This is a genomic window from Mycobacteroides abscessus ATCC 19977 (assembly GCF_000069185.1).
In the GTDB taxonomy this organism is placed as follows: Bacteria; Actinomycetota; Actinomycetes; order Mycobacteriales; family Mycobacteriaceae; genus Mycobacterium; species Mycobacterium abscessus.
Genome location: NC_010397.1, coordinates 4234820 through 4255939, shown reverse-complemented (window position 1 = coordinate 4255939; position 21120 = coordinate 4234820). Strand labels below are relative to the sequence as shown.

The window sequence follows — 21120 nt, the reverse complement described above, 5'->3', positions numbered from 1 at the left end:
TCAGCCGAGGCGGTTCCATCGATCCTGGGCACGCTGGCCGATCACCGATCGCGTGCCTTCGACCCACGTGACATACCGGCCACGGGCGAACAGACATCTCTGAAGCGGATCATCACTGGGGACCACGGAGGTGTACTGCAGACATTCCGCGCTGGGCACTGTGCTCGGGGCGCCCGTTGGTTCGTAGCCTTTTCTGGCCAGAAATCCAGGGCGAATCTTGGCGAGTAGTACCGCCGCTTTCTCAGTGTCGGCCGCACGGGTCAGCTCGCCGTCCGATGCGAGGACGAGCCGGTCGACCCCAGTCTTGCGATACACCTCCGACCATGACTGAATGTCGCTCTCGAAAAGCAGAGCGCCCTGGGCGTCAAAGACGCCACCCGAGCCGGATGGACCGAATTCGGTCGTGTCGGTCGCGAGTTTAAGGAGAGATCCGTCGGGATCGAAAGGAGGACTCAGTGAACTCAGCTGATCGAGGGGGGTGGGAGTGAAATCTTCCAACGCGGTGAGCTGACGTCTGAGATAGCGCGCGATGATGTCGACGCTCTCGGTTTCCGGGCGCTGTCCGACCGAGATACGTATCACCAGTGGCCCCTTCTGCAGGAAGGCCGTCGTGTACGCGAAAACCGCGCTTCCTTCGCCGATGCGCCGCGTGAATGCCTTGGCGTCGGCAAACCCGGGTATCACTTCGGTCTGTGCCCGGCTCCGTCTATCGGGATCTTGTTCCTCACGGAGACGGAAGCCGGCCTCGGCCGCAGCACTCGCGGACGCATCGTCCTTGAAGATCAGGACGGTGTTCTGCAGGATCTCAGTGGTGGATGCGTCGCCGGATGGCTCGCGCTCGGCACGGACACCGGTGACATAGCCGTAGTCCCGGATCACGCTGTCCAGGAGCTTGCCGGTGCCGCCCGGGCTGTCATCGAGGAGGCCCTCTTTGTACAACATGACGACGCCTGTCAGGCCCGCACTGTCGAATCTGGGCTCGATGAGCGTCGGGGACACGATCGAGCTGGTCAGTCGGACTGCTTCATTGAAGAGATTGCGCCGCTTGATGTCTCCGATACTGCCGGTCGGGGCCGGAAGCGCGACGATGGGCTTCGGTTTAGCCTTCGTGGACGTCGTGGGGGGCGAGAACGCGGTCGGGGTTTCGCCGTTGGTGACGATCTCGACCCCGTTCGACGGCGACGCGCAGGCGGTCACGATCAAAGCCATCGCCAGCACCCGCAGGCAACGCATGGGACCCCCTCGCTACTCGGTGGCAAATCTTACCGCCGCGGTGCCCAATTCTGGTCGAGATGACCTCTGTTGACGTATCGGATGAGTAGGGCCGTATGTGGATGTCATCTCGGTGGGGAGAAGGGAAGCTCAGTCCAGGTCGACGACGACGGGCGCGTGGTCGCTGGCGCCCTTGCCCTTGCGCTCCTCGCGGTCGATATGGGCATTGCCCACCCGCTTGGCGAATTCCGGTGACCCGAGCACGAAGTCGATACGCATGCCCCGCTTCTTGGGGAAGCTCAGCTGCGTGTAGTCCCAGTAGGTGTACACACCGGGGCCGGGAGTGAAGGGCCGCACCACATCGGCGAATCCGGCGTCATTCATCGCGGTGAAGGCGCTGCGCTCGGGCTCGGACACATGTGTGCTGCCCTGGTAGGCCTCCACGCTCCAAATGTCGTCATCGGTGGGTGCGATGTTCCAGTCACCCACCAGCGCCACCTGCTGGTCCGGTGCGTCCGCAAGCCAACCGGCCGCCGTATCGCGCAGCGCGGACAGCCAGCGCAGCTTGTATTGGTAGTGCGGGTCTTCCAGGGTTCGGCCGTTCGGTACATACAGGCTCCACACCCGCACGCCGTTACAGGTGGCGCCCAGTGCACGCGCCTCGGAGGCCTCCTCGATGTCCTCGGACGAGGACCAGCCGGGTTGCCCCTCGAACCCCACCGTCACGTCCTCGAGTCCCACCCGAGACGCGATGGCCACACCGTTCCACTGACTGAATCCGACGTGTGCGACCTCGTACCCCGCATCGGTAAAGGCCTGCATGGGGAACTGTTTGTCGGAGCATTTGGTTTCCTGCATGGCGAGTACATCGGTGCCGGAACGCTCCAGCCAGGAGATGACCCGGTCGGCACGGGCACGGATCGAGTTCACATTCCAAGTGGCCAATCGCATGACGCCACCTTACTTTTCGTGCCCGGCAGCGCGAATCTGCGCATACCGATAGCGGTGTTGCTCGGTGAAACCCAGAGTCGGGTACAGCGCCAAGGCGGCAGCGTTGTCCGCACGCACCTGGACATATGCCCGGCGCGCACCGAGCGCGGCGCCCCAGCCCAGCAATATGTCGCACACCTGTGCGGCCAGTCCGCGCCGTCGCTGGTTCTCGGCCACCCGCACCGCCGAGATGCCCAGCCAGTTCTCGGTGACGGCGCCCCGTGCGATGGCCGCTGTCGAGCCTTCGCTGGCGACCGCCGCGAACCCGAGCGTCCCGTCCACGACCGCGGTCAGCACCGGCACCACCAGGGGATGGTTGTCGCCGTGCAGGGCAAGCCAATCCGCCGAGGGCTCGGCGGGCAAGGTGTCCGTGCCCGCGTTGTCCAGATCTCGCACCATAACCACGGTTTCGTCACTCGTCGCCAGGTCATCTGGTGGATGTATCAATCGGTCGGGCAGGCACAACAGGGTGGGCAGGCCGCGTTCGGTGTACCAGGCATCTAGCTCGCCGAGTGCGCGTGATGATGCCGAATGATCAAGAGGCACAGCGGAATTAGCTCGACGAGTGTGCCCGTCGGAGGCCCTGACGAACCACCCGTCCAGCCATTGGTGCTCCAGGCCCGGCCACGCGAGCGCGGCCGCCCGCTGCATCGATCTGATGTCACGATTGAGCACCGGAACCGGCGGTAACACGCGCACCGAGACGATGTTGTCGGCCGAAATGTCGACCACCGCACCGGATTTATGCAGTACCTGCACGGTCGGGGCGGCTGCCACCAACTCGCCCACGGTATCGGTGAACGGCGGCACGGAACCGGGCGGCCGCCGACTCCGGATGGCTACCCGTGTTCCGAGGCCGGGTAAGTGCACGGTGCCGTTCTCAGTGCCCGAACGGATCGGCGACTTGTCCTGGTGTCCAGCTCAATCCGGGCACCCCCCAGCCGTTGGACTTGACGGCACGCTTGGCCGCGCGGGCATTGCGCCCGATCAGCTTGTCGATATAGAGGAATCCGTCGAGGTGTCCGGTTTCGTGCTGCAACATCCGCGCGAACAGGTCGTTACCCTCCAGCGTCACCTCCTTGCCGTCGGCGTCCAGGCCGGTGACGCGGGCCCAGCCTGCGCGCCCGGTGGGAAAGGACTCGCCGGGCACCGAGAGGCAGCCCTCCTCGTCGTCGTCCGGGTCGGGCATCGTCTCGGGAATTTCGGAGGTCTCCAGCACCGGGTTGATCACCACGCCACGATGGCGAGTGCCGCCACCGCGGGTCTCGGCACAGTCGTAGACGAACAGTCGCAAGGGCACGCCGATCTGGTTGGCGGCCAGCCCGACGCCATTGGCGGCGTCCATGGTCTCGTACATGTTGGCGATCAGCTCGGGCAGATCGTCGGGCAGCGAACCGTCTGGGCCGACCGGGACGGGCTGAGTGGGCGTGTGCAGCACCGGGTCGCCAACAATGCGGATAGGAACAATAGCCACGGAAGGCAAGCTATCGGCTTGGTATTGAGGGCCGACGCGCGGGGTTGGCTAGCCGCCGTTGCGGTTTGAGCGTGGTTAAATATCGCCGAACCACAGTGTTGTAGTTATCGCATCGACTTGACAATGTACGAGAAACGCCCCCGGTTGGGTCTAGGAGCTTTTATGGACGGCGCCCAGGCGCGAGCTGAGCAGTCGAAGGCTGCAAATGCTGGTGAGGATTCGCCTGCCGTCGGCTCGGACGGAGTCGAGATTGCTGCTGGTCTGAGCCGGCGCGAGCACGACATCTTGGCCTTCGAACGGCAGTGGTGGAAGTACGCGGGTTCCAAGGAAGATGCCATCAAGGAACTCTTCGGCATGTCGGCCACCCGCTACTACCAGGTACTTAATGCGCTGGTGGACCGGCAGGAAGCCCTGGCCGCGGACCCGATGCTGGTCAAGCGGCTTCGCAGGATGCGGGCGAGCCGCCAGAAGGCACGCGCGGCACGTCGGCTGGGCTTTGAGGTCACGTAGCGGTCGCGGAGATATCGCGGCACAGCCCGGCTAAATAGGCGTTGGCGCCCGCGGACCGTACAGTGGATTCACAATGAACGAACGCGTACCCGATTCTCATGGCCTCCCGCTGCGCGCCATGGTGATGGTGCTGCTGTTTCTCGGAGTGATCTTCCTGCTCGTCGGGTTCAACGCACTCGGATCCGATAAGTCCGCGTCATCCGACTCGACCTCCACATCGGTCAGCGCCGCCGCAGCTCCCAAATCGACGACACCGCCACCGGCCCCGAAGCCCGAGGTTCGTGTCTACAACACCACCTCGGTACCTGATCTGGCGCGGGGTGCCGCCGACCAGGTCACCGCCGCGGGCTGGAAGGTCGCCGAAGTAGGCAACCTGCCCATGCCCGAGGTGAACGTGACGACGGTGTTCTTCGGTAAGACCGCCGGTGAGGAAGAAGCCGCGCACGAAATCGCCAAGGTGCTCGGCGTGCAGGCCGCGCCGCGCGCACCCGAGCTGCTGGAGCAGCCGCCGGGTGTCGTGGTTGCCGTCGCCATCTGATCGATCTGACGGATCCCCACTGCGGGTGCTACGCGCTGTAGGAGAGGTGGCATGATGAAGCCCATGGTTAAGCCCGCCGTTCTTGCCTCCGGAACCCTTGCTGCCGTTGCCTTGTCCCTGAGCGGATGCTCCCCGGACCAGCAGGCCAGCACTACGCCGGGAACCACGCCTCCGGTGTGGACCGGCTCCACCGCGCCCGCGACCGCGGGTGAGCACGGCGGCCACGGTGGCGGTGAGCAGCCGGTGCCGGCGGGGGAGAAGCTCAACGCCACGCTGAAGCTGGCCGACGGCACCCCGGTGGCCACCGCTGCGTTCGTGTTCCAGGACGGCTACGCCAGGATCACCGTGAAGACCACGCAAAACGGCAAGCTGACCCCGGGCTTCCACGGACTGCATATCCACTCCTTCAAGAAGTGCGAAGCGAATTCGGTTGCGCCCGCCGGTGGCGCGCCCGGTGATTTCCTGTCCGCGGGCGGACATTTCAATGTCCCCGGGTACACCGGACACCCCTCCAGCGGTGACCTGGTGTCGCTGAACATCCTCAAGGATGGCTCGGGTGAGCTGGTTACCACCGCGGATTCCTTTACCAAGGAAGATCTGCTCGCTGGCAACGGTACCGCGATCATCATCCACGAAAAGTCGGACAACTTTGCCAACATTCCGGCGGAGCGGTACACCCAGGCCAACGGTGCCTCGGGACCCGACGACACCACAAAGTCGACGGGTGACGCAGGCAAGCGCGTCGCCTGTGGTCTCATCGACGCGGGCTAGCCGCCAGAGTGGCCCGCCCGATTGAATTTCGCGGGTCACCGCGGCCCACGCTGGGGGTTGAGTGGGAGTTCGCGCTCGTTGACGCCCAGACCAGGGACCTCACCAATGCGGCGTCTGCGGTACTCGCGGCCATCGGTGAAACACCGCACGTCCACAAGGAGCTGCTGCGTAACACCATCGAGGTGGTGACGGGTATCTGCGGGACGGTCGGCGAGGCGATGCACGACTTGCAGACAACCTTGGCCACCGTTCGTCCGATCGTGCAGTCCATGGGCATGGAGTTGTTCTGTGCCGGTACACACCCCTTCGCCCGCTGGTCCGCGCAGCAGCTCACCGATGCGCCGCGATACGACGAGCTGATTGCCCGGACGCAGTGGTGGGGACGGCAGATGCTGATCTGGGGCGTGCACGTGCACGTCGGTATCTCCTCCAAGCACAAGGTGATGCCGATCGTCACCTCGATGCTCAACTACTACCCGCACCTTTTGGCGCTGTCCGCCTCTTCGCCGATGTGGGAGGGACAGGACACCGGGTACGCCAGTAATCGGGCCATGATGTTTCAGCAGCTGCCCACTGCGGGTCTCCCGTTCCACTTCCAGGCTTGGGAGCAGTTCGAGGGCTTCGTCGACGACCAGATGAAGACCGGGATCATTGACCAGCTCAACGAAATCCGCTGGGATATAAGGCCTTCACCGGCACTCGGCACCGTCGAGGTTCGCATCTTCGACGGTATCTCCAATGTCGCCGAGCTAGAGGCGCTGGTCGCGCTTACGCATTGCCTGGTGGTGGACCTGGATCGCAAGCTGGAGGCGGGGGAGTCTCTACCCACCATGCCGCCCTGGCACGTGCAGGAAAACAAATGGCGCAGTGCACGTTACGGTCTCGACGCCGTCATCATCCTGGACGAAGACAGTAATGAGCGGCTGGTGACGGAGGATCTCGACGACCTGCTGACCCGGTTACAGCCCATCGCCCGGCTGCTGGAATGTGAGACGGAATTGGCTGCGGTGGAAGAGATCTACCGGCACGGCGGGTCCTATCAACGCCAGCGACGGGTAGCCGAAGAACATGACGGCGACCTGGGTGCGGTGGTGGATGCGGTGGTCAACGAACTGGAGCCCGTCCGCTATACCGACAGCCAGTAGTCCAGAATTGTGGCTGCCTGCTGCTCCGGGTCTCCCTCCTCCGGCCGCAGCACCAGCTCGGCGTTCTCCGGTGCCTCATACGGCGCGTTGACGCCGGTAAAATCAGAGATCTCGCCGGCACGGGCCTTGGCGTACATACCCTTAGGGTCGCGCTGCTCGCAGATTTCCACCGGGGTATCCACGAACACCTCGACAAACGGTAGCCCGGCTTTTTCGTGCTGAGCGCGGATCTTATCGCGATCGGCGCGATACGGGCTGATGAGCGCGGCCACCGCGACAACACCGGAGTCGGAAAGGATCTGGGCCACGGCACCCACGCGGCGGACATTCTCGGCGCGATCTGCCGCCGAGAATCCGAGGTCGGCGTTGAGGCCGTGCCGCAGGTTGTCGCCGTCGAGCCGATAGGCCGGGATACCTCTGGCTACCAGGCGGCGCTCCAATTCCACGGCGACGGTGGATTTTCCGGAGGCGGACAGTCCGGTGATCCAGATCGTGCCACCCTTGGTCGAGCGCTCGTCGCGGGAAACCGCGGACGAATGCCAGACGACCTTGGACTGGTGCAGGGTGGGGCCGGAAATCATGCCCGCCGCGACCGTGTTGTTGGTGGCCTCGTCCACCAGAATGAAACTGCCCGTGGTGCGGTTGCGCCGATAGGGATCGAACATGATCGGGCGCTGCAATCGCAGCTGGACACGTCCGATCTCGTTGAGCTTGAGCTCTTTAGCCTCCTGATCACGGTGCAGGCTGTTGACGTCGAGCCGGTAGTCGAGTCCCGCGATGGCCGCCTTCACCGTCGAGTTCGCGTGCTGCATCACGAACCGCGATCCCTCGGAGAGGGTGGACACATCGGTGAACCAGCACACCATGGCGTCTATCTGAGCGCCGACCAGCGGCCGGTTGTTCGGCCGGCAGAGCATGTCGCCGCGGCCCAGGTCCAACTGGTCGGCGAGTTGCACACTCACCGCGCTCCCCGCGAACGCCTCGTCCACTACCGAGCCGCCCGGTCCCCAGATAGCCGCGACCGATGAAGTGAAACCGGATGGCAATGCCACGATTTCGTCTCCGGGCTTGAACACGCCGCTGGCGACGGTCCCGGCCACGGCGCGGAAGTCGTGCAGATCGGTGATCCGCTCGGCCCCGGGCGCTGCCGCACCGCCCTGTGGACGGATGACGTACTGGATGGGAAAGCGCGCATCTATCAGATTGCGGTCCGACGAAATGTGTACCTGTTCAAGATGATGCAGTAGCGACGGACCTTCGTACCATGGAGTGTTGGTGGACCTGGTGACGATGTTGTCGCCGAGCAGAGCCGACACAGGGATGACGGTCAGGTCATGCAGCTCCAGCTTGGTGGCGAATCGCCGGAACTCTTCTTTGATTTCGTCGAATCGCTGAGGCGACCAGTCCACCAGATCCATCTTGTTGATGCACAACACCACGTGCTCGACACCGAGCAGCGACGTGATGAACGCATGTCGCCGCGTTTGTTGGGTCAGCCCGTTACGGGCGTCGACGAGAATGATCGCCAAGTCGGCCGTCGACGCCCCGGTCACCATGTTGCGGGTGTACTGCTCGTGACCGGGAGTGTCTGCGATGATGAATTTGCGTGCGGGCGTTGAGAAGTAGCGATGTGCGACGTCAATGGTGATGCCCTGCTCGCGCTCGGCGCGCAGGCCGTCGGTGAGCAGGGCCAGATTGGTCTGCGTTTCACCCTTGGCCTTGCTGCTGGCTTCCACGGCGGCAAGCTGATCGGCGAAGATCGACTTGGAGTCATAGAGCAGGCGGCCGATCAGGGTTGATTTGCCATCGTCGACACTGCCTGCGGTGGCGATGCGGATGAGCTCCTGCGCTGGTTCGGCGGTATGCATCACCGTGCTCATCAGAAGTACCCCTCTTTCTTGCGGTCTTCCATGCCGGCTTCGGAGATCCGGTCATCGGCGCGGGTGGCACCCCGCTCGGTAATGCGGGTGGCGGCAACCTCTTCCACCACGGCGCTGGGAGTTGACGCGACGGACTCCACGGCCCCGGTGCAGGTCGCGTCGCCGATCGTGCGGAATCGGACCGACTTCTCGACGAGCTTTTCGCCCGGTTGCAGGGTGAGGAATCTGGTTTCTGCCAGCAGCATTCCGTCGCGTTCCACCACGTTGCGCTGGTGCGCGTAGTACAGGGACGGCAGTACGATGCTTTCCGATTCGATGTACTGCCAGATATCCAGCTCGGTCCAGTTGGACAGCGGGAACACCCGAATGTGCTCACCCTTGCGATGGCGGCCGTTGTAGATGTTCCAGAGTTCAGGGCGTTGTGCGCGTGGATCCCACTGGCCGAACTCGTCGCGGAAGCTGAACACGCGCTCCTTGGCGCGGGCTTTCTCCTCGTCGCGCCGCGCGCCGCCGAACACGGCGTCGAAGCGGTGCTCGTTGATGCTGCGCAACAGGGTCGCGGTCTGCAGGCGGTTACGGGTGGCGCCCGGGCCGGTTTCCTCGACCACCGCGCCCGAGTCGATGTCGTCCTGCACACTGCCGACTTCCAGTCGTAGGTTGTAACGCCCGACTGTCTCGTCACGGAAGGCGATGACCTCGTCGAAGTTGTGCCCGGTATCGATATGCATGACGGGGAACGGCAGCGGTGAGGGCCAGAACGCCTTGGCCGCGACGTGCAGCATGACGACGGAATCCTTGCCGCCGGAGAACAGCAGCACCGGCCGTTCGAAGGTGGCTGCAACCTCCCGGAATATGTAGACCGCCTCCGCTTCGAGGGCGTTCAAGTGCGATAACTCGTATGAGTCGGCCGGTGACGAGCCTCTCGGGTGAAGAACATCGGACGATGTCGGCATATCCACAACTCCATTCGGTCCAAATATGTACCATATCGGTTCGTATTCGGTCCAGCCCAGATTAGAACGCGTTCTCGTTGGGTGTCAATGGTGTGGCGCTCATGTGGCGTCTCGAGTGCGGATGTCGGCGTGCGAAAACCGCCGAGTGCGAGCGGTGATGCGCTCACTCGGCGGTGGCGGGGGCAGGGTCTAACTAAAAGGGCTTGGTGCCGCCGATATGTTCGGTGATGCCGTCCGCGGTGCCTACCAGCGCCTTGGCGCGGGTGGTGATTTCTGCGTCGGTGAGGTCGTCGGCGATGTAGAGGCTGGCGACCATGGCCTGCTTGCCATTGTGGTCGTACACCGGTGCCGAGATGACGTTCACCCGGTGCCGTACCTTTGCGCCGGAGCCGACGGTGTAGTTCTCGCTGCGGAGGTAGACCCGTTCACCGATGCCAGAGACGATCTCGCCGAGCAGTGCGCGCAGCTCGTTGGGGATGTCGCCCGGCACGCCGGCCATCAGTGAGTACAGTTGCCGGCCGGCGGGGGTGAGCAGTTCCACCAGGTAGCCGTCGGCGCGGCATTCCTCGATCACCTTGCGTAAGCGGTCATCTGCGGTGCGGCCGGGAGCGGTCGGATCCTTGGCCAGCCAGGAGGTGATGGTCTCGTCGGTATCCCAGAGCACGAACATCAGGCCTACCGGCGGGGTGAACGGATAGCTCTGGCCGACCTCGACCCGAACCGGGTGATCGGGATCGCTTACCACTTCCAGTACGGTCACGCGATCGCTGACGACCGCCGAAAGGGCTGCGGTGTGCCCAAATTCCCTTGTCAATGCGAGCAATTGGTCGCGGCTTGCCGGCTTGGCGCGTAGCGACTCTTGGGCGGCCCTGCCGATGCGGATGAGCGCCGGCCCCAGGCTGTACGTCTTGTCGCGATCGTCCCGGATGAGAAAACCGGATTCGGCGAGTGTGGTCACTATGCCCAGGCAGGTGGGCTTACTCAGGCCCAGTCGACGCGCCAATTCGGACAGTCCGAAGCGCTCGGTGCGGTGCTGCGCCAGGAAGTCGAGCACGGCCATCACGCGTTCGGTGGGCGGTGAGGTTCTGCCCGCGCCGTTGTCCCGGTCTTCGATCACCTGAAACCTCCTGTGCCCGTGCGCCGATCCCCGACATTCTTGACGTACCCGGTAGCCACGCTCTACTGTCTGGATAGATTCTACCACTGCGGTACAAATCTGTACCAGTCAGGAGCGATATGTACAGCGAAGCCTTCACCGCTGCCATCGTCGAGGCGGAGGAGCTGATCGTCGCGGCCCCGCATATCGAAACCGAAGCCGACCTGTTGGAAGGGCTTCAATATCTGGCGCAGGGGATAGCCGCCTGCACGCACATGGCATTTCACACCGACCGGGACCACCCATTCCTGCTCTCCGGTACCGGTCCGTTTACCAAGATGGGCTTGGACAACCCCGACACCCTTTACTTCGGGGCCCGGGTGAGCGGGGAGTATGAGTACGTGGTCACCGGAAAACGCGGTACTACTACCGATTTGAGTTTCCAGGTGCTCGGCGGCGGTGACTACACCGACAAGAACGTGCCGGGCAGTGCCATCGCTTTCGACGATCGAGAGATCCACATCGACAGCGACGGCAGCTTCGAGGTACGTTTCGGACCCGCGCCTGCCGATGACTCCCGGCCCAACTACTTCACGCTGGGGCCGGGACCGGCGCAGCTGGTCATGCGTGAGGTGTACAGCGATTGGCGCGAGCAGCGCGGTAGTCTCGCCATCGCGCGAGTGGACACCGCGGGCACCGCCCCTGCCCCGCTGACAAAGGAACAGATCGAAAAGCGTTACGCCAGCGCAGGTAAGCAGCTGGTGAATCGAGTGAAGACCTGGCTGCAATTCCCCAAATGGTTCTACGACAACCTGCCCGTCAACACCATGACCGAACCGCGACTCACCCCCGGAGGTCTGGCCACTCAGTTCTCCTCGGTGGGACACTATGATCTTGCCGACGACCAGGCGATGATCATCACCGTCCCCAAATCGGATGCGCCGTACCAGGGTTTCCAGCTCGGCAGCCTCTGGTACATATCGCTCGATTACATCAATCATCAGACCTCGCTGAACTCCAGCCAGGCCCAGATCGACCCGGATGGAAACATCAGAATGGTGGTGAGTAACACCAATCCTGGTGTCACCAACTGGATTGAGACACTTGGGCATCGGCGTGCGTACCTTCAGTTCCGCTGGCAGCGGGCCGACCGGCAGCTGACGCCCGCCGATGGTCCGACCGTGGAGGTAGTCGCCGTCGGCGATATCCCGGCGAAGCTGCCGCATTATTCGCAGAATCAGATCAGCGAGGAAGGGTGGCGTAGTCGCATTGCGGAACGCCAGACCGCGATCGGCGCAAGGATGTTGGGCTGATGAGTCTTCTCAATTTCGACGGCAAGGTTGTCGTCGTATCCGGTATTGGGCCCGGCCTTGGTGCCGCCCTCGCCATCAAGTTCGCCGAGGCGGGCGCCGACGTGGTTCTCGCCGCGCGGACCCAGTCACGACTCGACGAGGTGGCCAGACAGATCGCGGCTACCGGACGCAGGGCTCTCGCGGTGGCCACGGACATCACCGATGAGGCCAGCGCCGCCAATCTCGTCGAGCGCGCCACCGAGGAGTTCGGTGGCATCGACGTTCTCGTCAACAACGCCTTCAGCATTCCGTCGATGAAGTCGCTGGAGAAGACCGACTATCAGCACATTCGCGATAGCGTCGAACTCACCGTGGTCGGCACACTGCGTCTGACGCAACGGGTGGCCGCCGCTCTCGCTCAATCGAAGGGCGCGGTGGTCAATATCAACTCGATGGTCATCCGGCATTCGCAGGTGCGCTACGGCAGTTACAAGATCGCCAAGGCGGCGCTGCTAGCCATGTCTCAGTCGCTCGCAACGGAATTGGGGCCGCAGGGAGTCCGGGTGAATTCTGTGGTGCCCGGATACATGTGGGGCGAGAATCTCAAGGGGTATTTCGAACACCAGGCCAAGAAGTACGGCGGGACCGTCGAGCAGATCTATGAGTACACGGCGGCCAACTCCGATCTCAAGCGATTGCCGACCACCGATGAGGTGGCCAATGCCGTGTTGTTCCTCGCGTCCGATCTCGCGAGCGGGATCACGGGCCAGGCCCTCGATGTCAACTGCGGCGAGTTCCACGCCTAGCCAAGGAGTTTCCCATGAGCTTTGAATCAAGCGCAGAGCGCACCAGCGTCGGCACCGTCGACGATCTGCACGAGTCGGCTACCCGGCTCATCGGACTCGATGACTTCGGTGACGGCTCCGTCGACAACTACCGCGAGGCCCTTGGCGTCCTATTGGACTCGTACCAGGGCGAGGCCGGCCTGACCCCCTTGGGTTCCAAGATGTCTCGGGTTTTCCTGCGCGGTGCGCTGGGTGCGCGGCTACTCAGCGAGGCCGCGTTCAAGGCGCATCCCGATTACGCGCAGGTTGCCATCGACCGGCCCATTTTCGTCACCGGGCTGCCCCGCACCGGTACTACCGCGCTGCACCGGCTTCTCAACGCAGATCCTATGCACCAGGGGCTGGAGATGTGGCTGGCCGATTTCCCGCAGCCGCGGCCACCGCGCGACACCTGGGATGCCAACCCGGTGTACCAGCAGTTGGAGGGGCAGTTCTCGAAACACCACGTAGAGAACCCGGAATTCATGGGCCTGCACTACATGTCGGCCAGCGAGGTCGAGGAATGCTGGCAGCTGTTGCGGCAGTCGGTGCATTCGGTGTCGTACGAATGCCTTGCCCACGTGCCGTCCTATGCTCGGTGGTTGTCCGGGCAGGACTGGACCCCGGCGTACCGGCGTTACAAAGCCAACCTGCAGCTGATCGGACTCAACGATATCGAAAAGCGTTGGGTACTCAAGAATCCGAGCCACCTCTTCGCGCTCGATGCGCTCATGGAGGTGTACCCGGACGCGTTGGTGATTCAGACCCACCGTCCGGCCGAGACCATCATCGCCTCGGTCTGCTCGCTCAACGAGCATGCCACGGCGGGCTGGTCGGAGACCTTCACTGGCGCCACCCTCGGTGCCGATCAACTCGATACCTGGGCCCGGGGGCTGGAGTCGTTCAAGTCCGCACGTGCCAAGTATGACGAGTCTCAGTTCTGCGACGTCGATTACTTCGACTTCATCTCCGACCCCATCGGTACTGTCGAATCCATCTATCGGCACTTCGGACTCGAGCTGTCGGCATCCGCGCTAGTCGAGATGCAGAAGATGAACGACGAAAGCCAAAAGGGCCCGCGCGCACCAAAGCACGTCTACTCGCTTGCCGATTACGGGCTGAGCAAGGAAGCGGTGATGGAGCGCTTCGCCGGGCTGTGACCCGTGTAGCCGTCATAGGGGCGGGTGCGGCCGGGACGATGGCTGCCCTGCACTTGCTGCGGCGTAACGACTCACGGGAGCTGCACCTGACCCTGGTCGATCCTGACGCGAAGACCGGGCCCGGAGTGCCGTATCGCACAACAGACCCCCGCCACCTCCTGAATGTGCCGGCGGGAAAACTGGGCGTCGATTCCGCCGAGCCGCTGGGCTTCGTGGCCTGGCTGCATGACAACGGCCAGACCGACACCGGTCCTGGGGATTTCGTCTCGCGCGGGCTCTTCGGACGCTACCTCTCCCACACGTTCGAGCGGGCACGCGGCGATCGGGTGAGCCGTCTTCATCATCGAGCGGTGGCAGTGAGACGGGGCGGTGACGGGCTCTCGGTGGCTCTGGGGAACGGCGAGATCGCCCATGTGGACGCCGTGATCCTGGCGGCGGGCCCCAACATGCCCGGCGCTTCCTGGGCGCCAAGCTCGTTGCGTGACAGCGCGTTGTTTATCCGCGACCCGTGGCGACAGGATGTGCTTGAAGACCTCCCCGATGACGGTGATCTTCTACTGGTGGGAACAGGTCTGACGATGGTCGACCTTGCCCGCACGCTACGCAGGCCCGGTCGTGTTCTGCACGCGATATCCCGCAGTGGGCTGCTGCCAAGAGCACACCGTGCATTTCCCGCGGCGCCGCCACCGACATTCGCGATGGACCGGGGCAAGGTACTGGAACGTTCGGTGCGCTACATCCACGACGTGACCGCGCAGAGCGGTGACGCTTGTGCGGCCGTCGACGCGCTGCGTCCACACGCAGCCGAGTTGTGGGCGCGGATGATCGCTGACGAGCGAGCGGTCTTTCTGCGAAAGTACCGCAGGCAGTGGGATATTCACCGACACCGGATGCCGCCGCAGTCCGCCGCGCAGATCGAACAGGATGTCGCCGCCGGGGCGTTGCGCATCTATCGCGCGGCGCTGGCAGGCACCTCGACATCGGGCGCGGAAATCAGGGCGACCTTGTCCACGGGGCAGGTCCTCGATGTGGGTGCGATAATCAATTGCACCGGACCGCGGTACGACATCGCGGCCGGTGCCGATCCGTTGTGGAGCCAGCTATTGGACGACGGCCTGGTACGGCCGGGGCCGCTGAACCTGGGGCTGGATACTGACCCGTCGGGGCGCCTCCTTCCTGGGCATGTACCGATGTGGGCCTTGGGGCCATTGAGGCGCGGAAATCTATGGGAAACAACGGCTTTCGCGGAGATTAGGTCGCAGGCGGAGGCTCTGGCGGCGCTGATAGGGTCGTAGTGTGCGTGTTTTGGTGCAACGGGTCGTCTCCGCGGCCGTATCCGTCGACGGCGAGGTGGTCGGCGCGATCCGCCCCGACGGGCAGGGCTTACTGGCCCTGGTGGGCGTCACTCATGACGACGATGCCGAAAAGGCCGCACAGCTCGCGGAGAAGATGTGGCAGCTTCGCATTCTCGATGATGAGAAGTCCGCGGCGGACGTGGGTGCCCCTATCTTGGTGGTCAGCCAGTTCACGTTGTACGCCAACACCAAGAAGGGGCGCCGTCCCGCCTGGAATGCGGCAGCACCGGGCGGTGTCGCCGAGCCCATCGTGCACGCGTTCGCGGACGCACTGCGCAAGCTCGGCGCGCGGGTCGAAGCCGGGGTGTTCGGCGCGCACATGAGAGTTGAACTGGTCAATGACGGTCCGGTGACCGTGCTGCTGGAGCTGTAGCTCAACCGTCTCCGGGCGGGGGCGCCGAGCAGATCGGATCCAGGCATCCCTCGGCGATGGCATGCGCGATGCTGTCGGACAGGCGTGGGCAGCCGCGTATCCGGGCAGTATTGGTGCCCTCCTCGCGCATCTGCGCAAAGAAGGCGCATTTGTCGGTTGCTGCGGTGTTCCATTGCACCGCAGTATGATTGACGCCCAATTTCTTGACCATCACCGAGCCGTGGCAGAACCGGCAGTCCACTTCCTGTAGGCCCGAGGTCAGATACCGTTGCTTGTCGCCCTCGGTGGCCGCGTGTAGTCGGGCGGCCCGCTCGGGGTCGTGTTCGAATGCCGGCGCCTTGGACCAGTGGCCATTGGGCCGGCCCGGCGCATTGGCCTCGTGCGCGGTGTCTTCCCCGTGGGCGCCGTGCAGTGACAGCATCGACTGAGCCAGCTCCTCCACAGTGGGTGGGCTGGTGTTGGCCTCAGCCGATGCTGAAACTTCTGTCATGGCTTCAGCTTTGCGTCGCCTCGGCATGGGATCCGGATTCGGCTGCCGCCTGCTCGGCCTTTTCTTTCTCCAGGGCTTGCCGTTGCAAATTCTCGTCAACCTCGCCGTGCCAGAACTCGTTGGCCTTGGTGGTGTCGATCTCCAGCTCGAACCGGTCGGTCATCTCGGGGGTGACATCGGCCTTGTCGACGTAGAACTGCGAGTACCAGCGGCGCATCTGGTAGACAGCGCCGTCCTCCTCGACCAGCAGGGGGTTGTCGATGCGGGTCTTGTTCTTCCAGATCTCGACGTCCTGCAGGAAGCCCTGCCCGACACCCTTGGTCATCGCGCGCGAGAGCTTGCCGGTCATCTTCTCGTCCATGCCCGCGGGCTTTTGGACGATGACGCCGTATTGCAGCACAAAGGAATTCTGGTCGATGGGGTAGTGGCAGTTGATCAGGATCGACTCGGCCTTGTAGCCGCCGTAGTTGTTGTGCAGCCAGTTGATCATGAAGGAGGGCCCGAAGTACGAGGCTTCCGAATCCAGGATCTGCTCGCCGGTGTACTGCGAGGAACCGCCCAGCTGCACGTCGGGGCGGCCGACGGTGCGCAGGTACTGCGAGGCGATGTGTCCCTCGAAGACGTTCTTGAAGTACGTCGGGAATCCGAAGTGGATGTAGTAGAAGTGGGCCATGTCGGTGACGTTGTCCACGATCTCGCGGCAGTTGGACCCCTCGATGACGATGGTGTTCCAGTCCCAGGTGGTCCAGCCATCGTCGGAGTACTCCGGAATTTCCGGGATCTCGACGTCATCGGTGGGGCCGTTGCCTTCGGCGTCGTGCCAAACGAACAGCAGACCGCTCTTGACGTCGGTGATCCAGCTGCGTGTGCGGGCCAGCTTCGGGGTGCGCTTGGCGTACGGAACCAGCTTGCACTTGCCGTCGCCGCCCCAGCGCCAATCATGGAACGGGCACGCCACGTTGTCGCCCTTGATGGAGCCCTGAGACAGATCGCCACCCATGTGGCGGCAATAGCCGTCGAGCACCTTGATGTCGCCCTGGGTGTCGGCGAATACCACCAGCTTGGTGCCGAACGCGTCGATGGCGTGGGGCTCACCGTCCCTGAACGACTCTGCGACGCCCAGGCAGTGCCAACCGCGTGCGTAGCGGGTGGGGAGCTCACCGACGTCGATCTCGCGAACGCCGATTCCTGCGGTGTCTGTGCTCATGGCGGGGCTGCCTCCAGTGTTTCGATGCCGGTCGCTGTGGCGACCACCTTCAACTAGAACATGTTACAGTTTTGACCCCGCGGGGCGCAAGAAATGTGCCTGCCACAAGCGGAAATAAGGTACTTAGGGAAGTGTCGCTAGGGTATTTCGATGCCTTTGTACTCACTCGACGGAAAAAGCCCGAGCGTCCACCCCGAGGCGTTCGTGGCGCCGACTGCCTGTCTCATCGGGGATGTCACGGTGGAGGCCGGTGTCTCTATCTGGTTCAACACCGTCATCCGCGCCGATTACGCCCCGATCATCATCAGGGTGGGGGCCAACATCCAGGACGGATCGGTGCTGCACAGCGACCCGGGGATGCCGGTCGATATCGGTGAGGGGGCCACGGTCGCGCACATGTGCCTGGTGCACAGCTGCACCGTGGGAGACGGTGCCCTGATCGGAAACCATGCGACGGTGCTCGACGGTGCCTCCATCGGTGCGCGCAGCATGGTGGCGGCGGGATCGCTGGTGCTCGGAGGCGCCCAGATACCCGCGGATGTCCTGGTCATGGGCTCGCCGGCCAAGGTAAAGGGGCCGGTCGCGGGTACCCCGGCGGAGTTCCTGACGAAGGGTGTTCCGGCCGCGTATCGGGAGCTGGGCAAGCGCTATCTGGCCGGTTTGGACAAGTAACCTCTCCGTCGCGAGCAGGCGCTTAGTACCCGCTTCGGGTGGGCGTTCTCTGCGTTGAGCGTCTGCTCGCCGGGGCGGAGTGTGATCGGGATCTCTGGACGTGCGTCCCACTTTCGGTGGAATTGTTTTTAGGCTTGCCTTACCTAATAGATTCCAAATCGCAAGGGGATGGCATGAGGAAGATCCGAGTCGCGGTCATCGGCGCAGGTCCGGCCGGTATCTACGCCGCCGACATCCTCACCAAGGAGTACGAGCACGCACAGGTCGACGTCTTCGACCGGCTACCTGCGCCGTACGGACTGGTGCGTTACGGAGTGGCCCCGGACCATCCGCGCATCAAGGAGATCATCAAGGCATTGCGCCGGGTGCTCTCCCGCGATGAGATCCGCTTCATCGGAAACGTTCATTACGGCACCGATATCAAGCTTTCGGAGCTGCGCCGGTTCTACGACGCGGTGATCTTCTCGACCGGAGCCCGCGCCGATCGCGGGCTCGATATTCCGGGCATCGATCTGCCGGAAAGCTATGGTGCCGCCGACTTCGTGTCCTGGTATGACGGCCACCCCGATGTCCCCAGGGACTGGCCACTGACGGCCACGAGTGTTGCCGTCCTCGGCGCCGGAAATGTCGCGCTCGATATCGCCCGGATGCTGGCCAAGCCCGCCGATGAACAGCTCAGCACCGAGATTCCCGCCAACGTATACCAGGGTCTGGCGCTCAACCAGGCCACCGACGTCCATGTCTTCGCGCGACGTGGCCCGGCCCAGATCAAGTTCAGCCCCATGGAGTTTCGAGAGTTGTCGCACTCGCCCAGTGTGGATGTCATCGTGCACCCGGAGGGATTCGAGATCGACGAGGGCAGTCAGCAGGCCATCAACTCGAGCAAGGCCACCAAGCTCGTTGTCGACACCATGATGAAGTACCTGGGTCAAGAGCCCACCGGTGCGCCGCACCGTATTCACATCCACCTGTGCCAGTCACCGGCGGCGGTACTGGGCATCGATCGCGTGGAGGGCCTGCGTACCGAACGGACCGAGCTCATCGGTGACGGAACCGTCAGGGGAACCGGCGAATTCACCGACTGGCCGGTTCAGGCCGTGTATCGCGCGGTGGGGTACCTCTCCTCGCACCTGGCCGACCTCCCGTTCGATCACCATGCCGGGGTTATCCCGCATGACGCGGGCCGGGTGCTGGATATCGACGGGATCCCGATCGAATCCACCTACGTCACCGGGTGGGTCAAGCGCGGGCCTGTCGGATTGATCGGGCATACCAAATCCGATGCCGCCGAGACGATCACTAGCCTGCTCGCAGACCTCCCGGGTATCCAACCCGCAGAAATCTCGGACCCCGACGCGATATTCGCACACCTGCGGGGAAGCGGGATCGACTACACCACCTGGGAGGAGTGGGAACGGCTCGATGCTCATGAGGTGGCACTCGGACAAGAGCAGAGCCGGGAACGCATCAAAGTGGTACCGCGCGAGGAGATGATCAGCGCCGGGCGCCAGGCCTCTTAGCGTGAAGGCATAAAGGCCCCTGGCGACACAGCGCGGGGGCCTTTATGTGCGTCCGGTGTAGCTAGACCTTTTTCGCCGTGCCGGCGACCTTGTCGAACTCCCAGTAGGCGCGGAGCACGACGAGCTTGCCCTCGTCGTTGGCCTCGTAGGTGAACACACCCTCGGCCGTCATCTGGTAGCCGTTCATAGTGGTGATGATGCGCCCCACGTTGGCCTGATGGGTGCCGCAGTCGTAGGTGGCGTCGAAAATGAAGTCGAGCTTCTCGGTGGGCGCGATGATGTTGTCCCAGAACGCCGCGATGGCTTCCTTGCCGCGATGTCCGTTGCCATCCGGATCGAAAGGTGACGGGCCGACCGGATCCTGCACCACACCGTCCTCGGCGAAGTTGTCAACCCAGGCCTGCTTGTCGCGGGCCTCGACGGCCGCGCGGGAACGCTTGCCTGCTTGATCTGCGAGGCTCATGCCTTACTGCTCCTTTCCTGCGGGCTTTTCGGATCCGACCACCCACATCGAGTAGTACTGCGAGCCGCCGCCGTAGGCGTGGCCCAGTGCCTTCTTGGCGCCCGGTACCTGATGATCACCGGCCTTGCCCATTACCTGAATGGCGGCCTCGGCGAATCGGATAAGGCCCGAGGCGCCAATCGGATTCGAGGAGAGCACGCCGCCGGACGCGTTGACCGGAATCTTGCCGCCGATCGCGGTCTCGCCGGCCTGGGTGAGCTTCCAGCCTTCGCCCTCGGCGGCGAATCCCAGATTCTCCAGCCACATCGGTTCGAACCAGGAGAACGGCACGTAGATTTCCGCGACGTCGATCTCGTCGATGGGGCTGGTGATTCCGGCGTCCTTCCACAGTGCGGCCGCGGCATCGCGCCCGGCCTGCGGGTTCACCCGGTCGCGGCCGGTGTAGTCGAGCGGCTCGGTGCGCAACGCGGTGGCATGCACCCAGGCGACCGCATGCCCCTCCTTGATACGCCGGTCCGCGGTTTGCTCGTCGCCTACGACGATCGCGCAGGCGCCGTCCGAGGATGGGCAGGTCTCATCGAAACGGATGGGATCCCACAGCATGGGGGAGGACATCACCTTCTCGACGGTGATATCGGGCTGATGCAGATGTGCCAGCGGGTTCTTGGCGGCGTTGAGCCGGTCCTTCACGGCCACCATGGCGCCGGTGTCCAGCGGCGCTTTGGACCGCTGGATGTATGCACGCACATGGGGTGCGAAGTATCCGCCCGCGCCCGCTCCCACCGGAACCGAGAACGGCACGGGAATCGACAACGCCCACATGGCATTCGACTCGGACTGCTTCTCCCAGGCGAGTGCCAGAACCCGGCGGTACTTGCCCGACTGCACGAGGCTGGCCGCGACTACGCCTGTCGATCCTCCGACGGACCCCGCGGTGTGCACCCGGATCATCGGTTTTCCGGTCGCACCGATCGCATCCGCCATGAAGAGCTCGGGCATCATGACGCCCTCGAAAAAGTCGGGGGCCTTGCCGACGACGACAGCATCGATATCGTCCCAATCGACACCGGCATCCGTCATGGCGCGATCGATGGCCTCGCGGACAAGACCATTCATGGAGACGTCTTGCCGCTTGGCGACGTACTTTGTCTGCCCAGTGCCGATGACGGCAGCCAGGTTCTTCGATGCACCCATG

Annotated in this window: 22 protein-coding genes; 11 read left to right on the top strand and 11 right to left on the bottom strand. The window is 63.7% G+C overall.

All coding sequences use genetic code 11. The annotated features are described in order from the left end of the window. The 4 genes from MAB_RS21240 to MAB_RS21225 all read right to left on the bottom strand — a co-directional run bounded on the left by MAB_RS21240 (nucleotide 1) and on the right by MAB_RS21225 (nucleotide 3676). Nucleotides 1–1233: a DUF7373 family lipoprotein gene (locus MAB_RS21240; RefSeq protein WP_005112236.1), complete on the bottom strand. Its 1233-nt coding sequence runs from the start codon at nucleotides 1231–1233 to the stop codon at nucleotides 1–3. A gap of 129 nt (nucleotides 1234–1362) precedes the next feature. After that, entirely contained in the window at nucleotides 1363–2163 is an 801-nt protein-coding gene (locus MAB_RS21235) for an exodeoxyribonuclease III (protein ID WP_005078040.1), read from the bottom strand. A gap of 9 nt (nucleotides 2164–2172) precedes the next feature. Continuing rightward, nucleotides 2173–3072 carry an N-acetylglutamate synthase, CG3035 family gene (locus tag MAB_RS21230; protein ID WP_012296736.1) on the bottom strand — a complete coding sequence of 300 codons (900 nt, stop codon included), beginning with the start codon at nucleotides 3070–3072 and terminating at the stop codon, nucleotides 2173–2175. Between the two features lie 10 nt (nucleotides 3073–3082). Further along, nucleotides 3083–3676 (bottom strand): peptide deformylase, encoded by a 594-nt coding sequence (locus MAB_RS21225; RefSeq protein ID WP_005062317.1) that lies wholly within the window; start codon nucleotides 3674–3676, stop codon nucleotides 3083–3085. A 162-nt stretch (nucleotides 3677–3838) separates the two neighbouring features. Here MAB_RS21225 and MAB_RS21220 point away from each other — a divergent pair, with 162 nt between their 5' ends. The 4 genes from MAB_RS21220 to MAB_RS21205 all read left to right on the top strand — a co-directional run bounded on the left by MAB_RS21220 (nucleotide 3839) and on the right by MAB_RS21205 (nucleotide 6640). Further along, nucleotides 3839–4186, top strand: coding sequence for a DUF3263 domain-containing protein (locus MAB_RS21220; RefSeq protein ID WP_005062316.1), 348 nt, complete (start codon nucleotides 3839–3841; stop codon nucleotides 4184–4186). 73 nt (nucleotides 4187–4259) lie between these two features. Next, nucleotides 4260–4724: a LytR C-terminal domain-containing protein gene (locus tag MAB_RS21215; protein ID WP_005062314.1), complete on the top strand. Its 465-nt coding sequence runs from the start codon at nucleotides 4260–4262 to the stop codon at nucleotides 4722–4724. 51 nt (nucleotides 4725–4775) lie between these two features. After that, complete coding sequence (gene sodC / locus MAB_RS21210; RefSeq protein WP_005085840.1) at nucleotides 4776–5495, top strand: superoxide dismutase[Cu-Zn]; 720 nt, start codon at nucleotides 4776–4778, stop codon at nucleotides 5493–5495. 8 nt (nucleotides 5496–5503) lie between these two features. Next, nucleotides 5504–6640 carry a glutamate--cysteine ligase gene (locus tag MAB_RS21205; RefSeq protein ID WP_005085842.1) on the top strand — a complete coding sequence of 379 codons (1137 nt, stop codon included), beginning with the start codon at nucleotides 5504–5506 and terminating at the stop codon, nucleotides 6638–6640. Here MAB_RS21205 and cysC read toward each other — a convergent pair. The 3 genes from cysC to MAB_RS21190 all read right to left on the bottom strand — a co-directional run bounded on the left by cysC (nucleotide 6622) and on the right by MAB_RS21190 (nucleotide 10590). Then, nucleotides 6622–8520: an adenylyl-sulfate kinase gene (gene cysC, locus MAB_RS21200; RefSeq protein ID WP_005085844.1), complete on the bottom strand. Its 1899-nt coding sequence runs from the start codon at nucleotides 8518–8520 to the stop codon at nucleotides 6622–6624. The two genes, MAB_RS21205 and cysC, sit on opposite strands and share 19 nt — an antisense overlap. Further along, nucleotides 8520–9473, bottom strand: coding sequence for a sulfate adenylyltransferase subunit CysD (gene cysD, locus MAB_RS21195; protein WP_005086386.1), 954 nt, complete (start codon nucleotides 9471–9473; stop codon nucleotides 8520–8522). Before cysD ends, cysC begins: the two co-directional genes overlap by 1 nt. Nucleotides 9474–9666: 193 nt before the next feature. Continuing rightward, entirely contained in the window at nucleotides 9667–10590 is a 924-nt protein-coding gene (locus MAB_RS21190) for an IclR family transcriptional regulator (RefSeq protein WP_005112234.1), read from the bottom strand. Nucleotides 10591–10709: 119 nt separating this feature from the next. On the opposite strand from MAB_RS21190, the gene MAB_RS21185 reads away from it, so the two are divergent. From MAB_RS21185 to dtd, 5 genes are read left to right on the top strand one after another with little or no spacing between them, the layout of a single operon-like run. Next, on the top strand, nucleotides 10710–11882 hold the full coding sequence (locus MAB_RS21185; RefSeq protein WP_005085850.1) for a DUF1214 domain-containing protein: 1173 nt from the start codon (nucleotides 10710–10712) through the stop codon (nucleotides 11880–11882). Beyond that, nucleotides 11882–12667: an SDR family oxidoreductase gene (locus tag MAB_RS21180; protein ID WP_005086382.1), complete on the top strand. Its 786-nt coding sequence runs from the start codon at nucleotides 11882–11884 to the stop codon at nucleotides 12665–12667. The genes MAB_RS21185 and MAB_RS21180 overlap by 1 nt, the downstream gene beginning before the upstream one ends. 14 nt (nucleotides 12668–12681) lie before the next feature. Then, nucleotides 12682–13845 (top strand): sulfotransferase family protein, encoded by a 1164-nt coding sequence (locus MAB_RS21175; RefSeq protein ID WP_005112233.1) that lies wholly within the window; start codon nucleotides 12682–12684, stop codon nucleotides 13843–13845. After that, complete coding sequence (locus MAB_RS21170) at nucleotides 13842–15140, top strand: FAD/NAD(P)-binding protein (protein WP_005135613.1); 1299 nt, start codon at nucleotides 13842–13844, stop codon at nucleotides 15138–15140. The genes MAB_RS21175 and MAB_RS21170 overlap by 4 nt, the downstream gene beginning before the upstream one ends. A 1-nt stretch (nucleotide 15141) precedes the next feature. Next, nucleotides 15142–15573, top strand: coding sequence for a D-aminoacyl-tRNA deacylase (gene dtd, locus MAB_RS21165; protein ID WP_005112231.1), 432 nt, complete (start codon nucleotides 15142–15144; stop codon nucleotides 15571–15573). Between the two features lies 1 nt (nucleotide 15574). Here the strand turns inward: dtd and MAB_RS21160 are convergent, their stop codons facing one another. Together MAB_RS21160 and MAB_RS21155 are read right to left on the bottom strand one after the other, a co-directional pair. Further along, a complete protein-coding gene (locus MAB_RS21160) occupies nucleotides 15575–16015 on the bottom strand; it encodes a hypothetical protein (protein WP_005094921.1) in 441 nt (146 codons plus the stop codon). A 52-nt stretch (nucleotides 16016–16067) separates the two neighbouring features. Beyond that, nucleotides 16068–17270 (bottom strand): 3-ketosteroid-9-alpha-monooxygenase, oxygenase component, encoded by a 1203-nt coding sequence (locus tag MAB_RS21155; RefSeq protein WP_005078023.1) that lies wholly within the window; start codon nucleotides 17268–17270, stop codon nucleotides 16068–16070. Between the two features lie 150 nt (nucleotides 17271–17420). On the opposite strand from MAB_RS21155, the gene MAB_RS21150 reads away from it, so the two are divergent. Both MAB_RS21150 and MAB_RS21145 read left to right on the top strand, forming a co-directional pair. Further along, entirely contained in the window at nucleotides 17421–17942 is a 522-nt protein-coding gene (locus MAB_RS21150; RefSeq protein WP_005085863.1) for a gamma carbonic anhydrase family protein, read from the top strand. A gap of 173 nt (nucleotides 17943–18115) precedes the next feature. Then, nucleotides 18116–19462: an FAD-dependent oxidoreductase gene (locus MAB_RS21145; protein WP_005112229.1), complete on the top strand. Its 1347-nt coding sequence runs from the start codon at nucleotides 18116–18118 to the stop codon at nucleotides 19460–19462. A gap of 61 nt (nucleotides 19463–19523) precedes the next feature. Here the strand turns inward: MAB_RS21145 and MAB_RS21140 are convergent, their stop codons facing one another. Beyond that, on the bottom strand, nucleotides 19524–19925 hold the full coding sequence (locus tag MAB_RS21140; RefSeq protein WP_005062283.1) for a nuclear transport factor 2 family protein: 402 nt from the start codon (nucleotides 19923–19925) through the stop codon (nucleotides 19524–19526). A gap of 3 nt (nucleotides 19926–19928) precedes the next feature. Beyond that, complete coding sequence (locus tag MAB_RS21135) at nucleotides 19929–21119, bottom strand: thiolase domain-containing protein (protein ID WP_005085868.1); 1191 nt, start codon at nucleotides 21117–21119, stop codon at nucleotides 19929–19931. Between the last annotated feature and the right edge of the window lies 1 nt (nucleotide 21120).

Excerpts from the sequence above, each read along its gene's own strand:
- MAB_RS21220 (WP_005062316.1), top strand. The coding sequence starts at position 3,839 with ATGGACGGCGCCCAGGCGCGAGCTGAGCAGTCGAAGGCTGCAAATGCT.
- MAB_RS21180 (WP_005086382.1), top strand. The coding sequence starts at position 11,882 with ATGAGTCTTCTCAATTTCGACGGCAAGGTTGTCGTCGTATCCGGTATT.
- MAB_RS21240 (WP_005112236.1), bottom strand. The coding sequence starts at position 1,233 with ATGCGTTGCCTGCGGGTGCTGGCGATGGCTTTGATCGTGACCGCCTGC.
- MAB_RS21235 (WP_005078040.1), bottom strand. The coding sequence starts at position 2,163 with ATGCGATTGGCCACTTGGAATGTGAACTCGATCCGTGCCCGTGCCGAC.
- cysD (WP_005086386.1), bottom strand. The coding sequence starts at position 9,473 with ATGCCGACATCGTCCGATGTTCTTCACCCGAGAGGCTCGTCACCGGCC.
- MAB_RS21140 (WP_005062283.1), bottom strand. The coding sequence starts at position 19,925 with ATGAGCCTCGCAGATCAAGCAGGCAAGCGTTCCCGCGCGGCCGTCGAG.
- MAB_RS21135 (WP_005085868.1), bottom strand. The coding sequence starts at position 21,119 with ATGGGTGCATCGAAGAACCTGGCTGCCGTCATCGGCACTGGGCAGACA.
- MAB_RS21185 (WP_005085850.1), top strand. The coding sequence starts at position 10,710 with ATGTACAGCGAAGCCTTCACCGCTGCCATCGTCGAGGCGGAGGAGCTG.
- sodC (WP_005085840.1), top strand. The coding sequence starts at position 4,776 with ATGATGAAGCCCATGGTTAAGCCCGCCGTTCTTGCCTCCGGAACCCTT.
- cysC (WP_005085844.1), bottom strand. The coding sequence starts at position 8,520 with ATGAGCACGGTGATGCATACCGCCGAACCAGCGCAGGAGCTCATCCGC.
- MAB_RS21150 (WP_005085863.1), top strand. The coding sequence starts at position 17,421 with ATGCCTTTGTACTCACTCGACGGAAAAAGCCCGAGCGTCCACCCCGAG.
- MAB_RS21145 (WP_005112229.1), top strand. The coding sequence starts at position 18,116 with ATGAGGAAGATCCGAGTCGCGGTCATCGGCGCAGGTCCGGCCGGTATC.
- MAB_RS21175 (WP_005112233.1), top strand. The coding sequence starts at position 12,682 with ATGAGCTTTGAATCAAGCGCAGAGCGCACCAGCGTCGGCACCGTCGAC.
- MAB_RS21215 (WP_005062314.1), top strand. The coding sequence starts at position 4,260 with ATGAACGAACGCGTACCCGATTCTCATGGCCTCCCGCTGCGCGCCATG.
- MAB_RS21155 (WP_005078023.1), bottom strand. The coding sequence starts at position 17,270 with ATGAGCACAGACACCGCAGGAATCGGCGTTCGCGAGATCGACGTCGGT.